This window comes from Maribacter sp. (genome assembly GCF_016744255.1).
Lineage (GTDB): Bacteria > Bacteroidota > Bacteroidia > Flavobacteriales > Flavobacteriaceae > Maribacter_B.
Genome location: NZ_JADGES010000154.1, coordinates 1 through 5,154 on the forward strand (window position 1 = coordinate 1; position 5,154 = coordinate 5,154).

Below are 5,154 nucleotides of genomic sequence, written 5' to 3' on the forward strand. Positions count from 1 at the left end.
AGAAAAAGAAGAAAATTATTTTAAACTTTCTAATGAAGTAGATATTGAGTTTAATGAAATATATAAAATAGTTTCTGATATATTTATAAATCCATCAAGTTTACATTCCAACTCTAAAAGAATAGCCACTCATTTATTTGAACAATCTAACCACCCTCATATTAAAAGTGGAGAAGTTTATATTGCTCATTTATCTAACATAATGTTAGATAATGTAAAAGTAGAGGCCGTAGGTATTTTCAAAAGTGAGCTTAAACATGATTTTCTTCAATTTGAAGAAACAGCGGATAACCTTAATATTTTAGTACAGCAAGGTATAAACATTAATAAATTAGACAAAGGCTGTTTAATTTTTAATACTGCCAAAGAAGAAGGTTTTAAAGTACTGTCTGTTGATAGTAATAGATATGACACTAAATATTGGTTAGAAAATTTTTTAGGAGTAGAAGCTTTGGCCGATGAAAATTTCTACACCAAAAACTATATTAAGTTCTGCCAAGACTTTGCTAAAGATGTTGTTTTACCTGCTGAGGATAAACAGCAAGAAGTTCTTTTTATGAACAGAGCTGTAAACCATTTTGCTAAAAATGACGAATTTGAAGAAAGTACTTTCTTAAATGAAGTTATGGAAAACCCGGAATTAATACCCGAGTTTAAAAACTACAAAGTAGAAAAAGGCCCTAAGTATAGTATTGAAGATGTTTCCACTTTTGATATTGCAAACAAAGCAGTTTCGGATGCTAGGAAAAAAATTAAAAATGTAATTAATTTAGATACTCATATTCAAATTAAAATGGATTTTATCAACCCCGAATCTGCAGAAAAATTTGTAGAAAAAGGATGGGATGAAGAAAAACAAATGTATTATTACTTAGTATATTTTAACAAAGAAGAAAAAAGTTAAATTCACTAATAAGAATATGAAAAGGCTTTGTAATACATTCTATTACAAAGCTTTTTTTTTTAATACTTACTCTCTATAATTTGGCGCATGCTTACATCTTCGTAATTCCTTTTTACAAAATCTAAGCTCAATTCTAAAACCTCACCCATAGAATTGCATTTTTTAAAATCCATATCTAGTGTTAGATCGTAAATAAAATCTTTTAACATTACTATATTCTCAGGAACAGATATGCTATCCTTTTTACAAATATTTACGAGTTTGGCCAGTCTTTTTTCCCAACTTATTATTCGTTTTGCAACTATGGAACGTTCTTCTACCTTGTATTGATCAACAGAATATTTTTGCAATTTTTTTCGCACCAACTCCACCATCAAAAAATTTTCTTTAAAAAACTGAGGCCTATATACTTTTAGCTTCCCTTCAAAACACTGCTGATCAAAATCAATAGCTCTAATTTTATAAACTACATGATCAAAATCGTGCGTAGGTACAATAACGTAGTTATACGAACGCATATCGCCAAGTAACCTAATCATACATCTTTCATTGAACTTTACAAATTCTTTTGCAAGTTGCGCTTTTTCCGACTCAGTACATTTAGGCAACATTTCTTTTATAAAAAAATCTCCAGGAATACCTGCAATATGCTCCTCAATTAAAGTGTCTTTATGCACTAAAAAGTTTAAATTATATGGAGATAGCATATGCTCTAGTTCTAATCCGTAAACTCTAGAAGCATCTGTTTTCTTTACATAAAAATAGGTGAAATTATCATTAAGAATATTTCTAACTTTTATACGAAATGGTTTAGAATTACCAAACGTACAATAGTCTACTGCATCTACATTTAGATACTGAATAATACTATCACTACCATCCGAATGCAAAATAGAATACACCTTCTTTAGACTTAAATCTATCTCTTGTCTTTCATATTCAGAATAATACACTCTAATCCATAAGGTATCTTCATCATTAACATCATAAACGGTAACAGAACCTGAAAACCGTAATAAGTCTTCATAAAAAATAGGGATCTCAATTTTTCTGTTATAACTTTCCAAATAAGCATCTAAATCCTCGTTAACAGGATAGGCAGGCTTCTTTTTCGACATTAATTTTTCATCGGACATTTTTTATTCTTTTAAAAGTAACTAAAGATACAAGTTAAGTATAAGTTTACAGATATTACCAAATAAAACAAACTAGCAATACATATATTTCTATACTTTAAAAATCAATTATTTCATCATTCTATTGAAGTATTTTTTTTTCAACACACAACTTATTTGTTTTTTTGCTCCAATAAATTTGTAACAAAACTCCAGTTAGCTCGTCTTGTTACCATAATCCTTCTAAAACATCAATCAAATTGAAAAATATTCTAACGGTTACTAATCTTACCAAAAAATATGGTTCCCTTACCGCTGTAAAAAACCTTTCATTTACTATCGAAAGAGGAAATGTTTATGGTATTCTAGGCCCCAACGGCAGTGGAAAATCTACTACCCTAGGGATTGTCTTAAATGTTGTAAATAGAACAGAAGGTGATTTTTCTTGGTTTAATGGCACTCTTTCTACACATGAAGCTCTTAAAAAAGTAGGTGCTATTATTGAAAGACCCAATTTCTACCCTTATATGACTGCAGTTCAAAACCTAAAATTGGTTTGCAAAATAAAAGATGTTTCCGAAGAAAAAATTGAAGAAAAGCTAAAATTAGTAGGGTTATTAGATAGGAAACATAGCAAATTTAGAACCTATTCCCTAGGAATGAAACAACGTTTAGCTATTGCCTCTGCCTTATTGAACGACCCAGAAATTTTAATTTTAGACGAACCTACAAACGGTTTAGACCCACAGGGAATTCACCAAATAAGAGAGATTATTAAAAAAATTGCTTCTCAGGGTACTACCATACTTTTGGCTTCTCATTTATTAGATGAAGTAGAAAAAGTCTGTAGCCATGTGGTTATCTTAAGAAAAGGAGAGAAATTATATGCAGGCAGTGTAGACGGCATGTTAGCCAGTCATGGCTTTTTTGAATTAAAAACAAGAGAACCAGAAAAATTAAAAAAAATTCTAGAAGAGCATAGCAGTTTTGGAGAGATAAAATATGAAGACGGACTAATTACTGGTTTCCTAAAAGAAGAATTAAATGCCGAGGACCTAAACCAAACACTTTTTCAAAAAGGGATAGTATTATCGCATTTAGTAAAAAGAAAAGAGAGCCTAGAAGAACAATTCTTAGCTCTAACAAAAAACCAAGCCAATTAATCCATTCCCAAAAAAAATATAATGATACGATTACTTCAAATAGAATTTATAAAACTTTGGAATAACAGAGCTAGTAAGGTTTTGATTCTTGCCTATTTTATTTTACTTACTTCCATTGCTTTAATAGCCGCTATAAAATTTGACATAGGACCAATTAAATTTCATCTAGCAGAAGTTGGCATCTTTAATTTTCCTTATATATGGCATTTTAACACCTTTGTAACTGGTTTCTTTAAATTATTCTTAGCTATTGTTATTGTTTCTATGATGGCTAATGAATACAGTAATAAAACTATCAAACAAAACTTAATAGATGGTTTATCTAAAAAGGAATTTATACTCTCTAAATTTTTAACGGTAATCACTTTCGCTATTGTATCTACTATATTTGTCTTCTTTGTTTCGCTAATACTAGGACTAGTATACTCCGATTTTAATGAGCTTTCTATCATATTTTCAGATTTAGTCTTTGTTTTTGCATTTTTCATAAAACTAGTTGGCTTCTTTTCTTTTTGCTTATTCCTAGGTATTTTAGTTAAACGTTCTGCTTTTGCTTTAGGCTTTTTAATTCTATGGCAAATTTTAGAAGGGATAATTAGAGGCATAATTCGTTGGAAATTGTTTGACGGTGACACTACCAATACCGTAATGGGGTTCTTCCCATTACAATCTATGTTTAATCTAATTAAAGAACCATTTACTCGGTTAGAAGCGGTACAGACAGTTGCGGATCAAGTAGGTGAAAAAATCTCTTTAAATTACCACACCCATTGGTACGAAATAGTAATAGTAATAGGTTGGACAGCAATATTCATTTATTCCTCTCACGCATTGCTAAAGAAAAGAGATTTATAAACAACGAAGTTTATTCTTTTTCAAGGTATTACGAAAATTTAAGTGCTATTTTTTCTTTTTATATTATATTGTATCTCTAGTACTATAGAATATGAAAAAAAAGCACTTTTTTTTATTACTTAATTTAATGAGTTCCTTTTTCCTTCTAGGACAAATAGAAACTTCCAATTGGTATTTTGGTGAAGGAGCAGGCATTCACTTTAATAACGATGGCAGTGTTACTGCTTTAACTAATGGTAGGTTAAACACATTGGAAGGATGCACCTCTATTTCGGATAACTTTGGTGATTTAGTATTTTATACCGACGGCATTACCGTTTTTGACCGCAATCACAACATAATGGATAATGGAACTCGATTATACGGAGATTCTTCCAGTACCCAATCCGCACTAATCATACCTAAACCAGAAGACCCAAACATTTACTACATTTTTACCGTAGACACCTCTGTTTCTGAAAATGATCCTGATTATGGATTAAATTATTCTACTGTTGATATGCGCTTAGATAATGGTAATGGAAGTGTTATTGAAAAAAATACGAATCTATTGCAAGATTGCTCTGAAAAGGTTTCCGCAGTAATAAAAGACTGTTCAGACAAATCTATATGGCTGGTGACTCTAGCTTCTTTAGATGGGCTAACTTCTACCTATAATACCTACCATGCCTTTGAAATAAACACAACTGGAGTTATAACTAATTCCGTTAAGAATACATTTGCGAACTTAAATATTGAAGACCCTAGAGGCTATCTAAAATTTTCTCCCGACGGAAATAAAATGGCAAGTGCTAATATGTCTGCTGGTTTATTTATTTATGATTTTAATTCTATAACAGGTATACTTACCAACCAAAGGCAAATAAACATCTTAGATGAAAACAAAAATGCTTATGGAATAGAATTTTCAACCAACGGAAATTACTTTTACGCTCATACTTCTAATGATGTGAGCGCATTAGAAGGCGCCGGTCATAAATCTTCTCTGCTTCAATATTCATTATATGAAACCGACATCACATCCACAGAAAACATAATCTACAAATCAAATAACTATAGAGGGGCATTACAATTAGGCCTTAATGGTAAAATATATAGAACAATATCTACAAGCTAT

Annotated in this window: 4 protein-coding genes and 1 pseudogene; 4 read left to right on the forward strand and 1 reads right to left on the reverse strand. The window is 30.6% G+C overall.

Going from position 1 to position 5,154, the window contains the following annotated elements:
- A partial coding sequence (locus QZZ51_RS16110) for a nucleoid-associated protein (RefSeq protein WP_291871544.1) occupies positions 1–904 on the forward strand: 904 nt, incomplete at its 5' end.
- 59 nt (positions 905–963) lie between these two features.
- Here QZZ51_RS16110 and QZZ51_RS16115 read toward each other — a convergent pair.
- Positions 964–2,040 (reverse strand): hypothetical protein, encoded by a 1,077-nt coding sequence (locus QZZ51_RS16115; RefSeq protein ID WP_291871546.1) that lies wholly within the window; start codon positions 2,038–2,040, stop codon positions 964–966.
- A gap of 239 nt (positions 2,041–2,279) precedes the next feature.
- On the opposite strand from QZZ51_RS16115, the gene QZZ51_RS16120 reads away from it, so the two are divergent.
- The 3 genes and pseudogenes from QZZ51_RS16120 to QZZ51_RS16130 all read left to right on the forward strand — a co-directional run.
- Complete coding sequence (locus tag QZZ51_RS16120) at positions 2,280–3,182, forward strand: ABC transporter ATP-binding protein (protein WP_291871548.1); 903 nt, start codon at positions 2,280–2,282, stop codon at positions 3,180–3,182.
- Positions 3,183–3,203: 21 nt separating this feature from the next.
- Positions 3,204–4,037, forward strand: a complete 834-nt coding sequence (locus tag QZZ51_RS16125) for an ABC transporter permease (protein WP_291871551.1) — start codon at positions 3,204–3,206, stop codon at positions 4,035–4,037.
- Between the two features lie 91 nt (positions 4,038–4,128).
- A pseudogene (locus QZZ51_RS16130) lies at positions 4,129–5,154 on the forward strand (hypothetical protein); the annotation flags it as partial.

Excerpts from the sequence above, each read along its gene's own strand:
- QZZ51_RS16115 (WP_291871546.1), bottom strand. The coding sequence starts at position 2,040 with ATGTCCGATGAAAAATTAATGTCGAAAAAGAAGCCTGCCTATCCTGTT.
- QZZ51_RS16125 (WP_291871551.1), top strand. The coding sequence starts at position 3,204 with ATGATACGATTACTTCAAATAGAATTTATAAAACTTTGGAATAACAGA.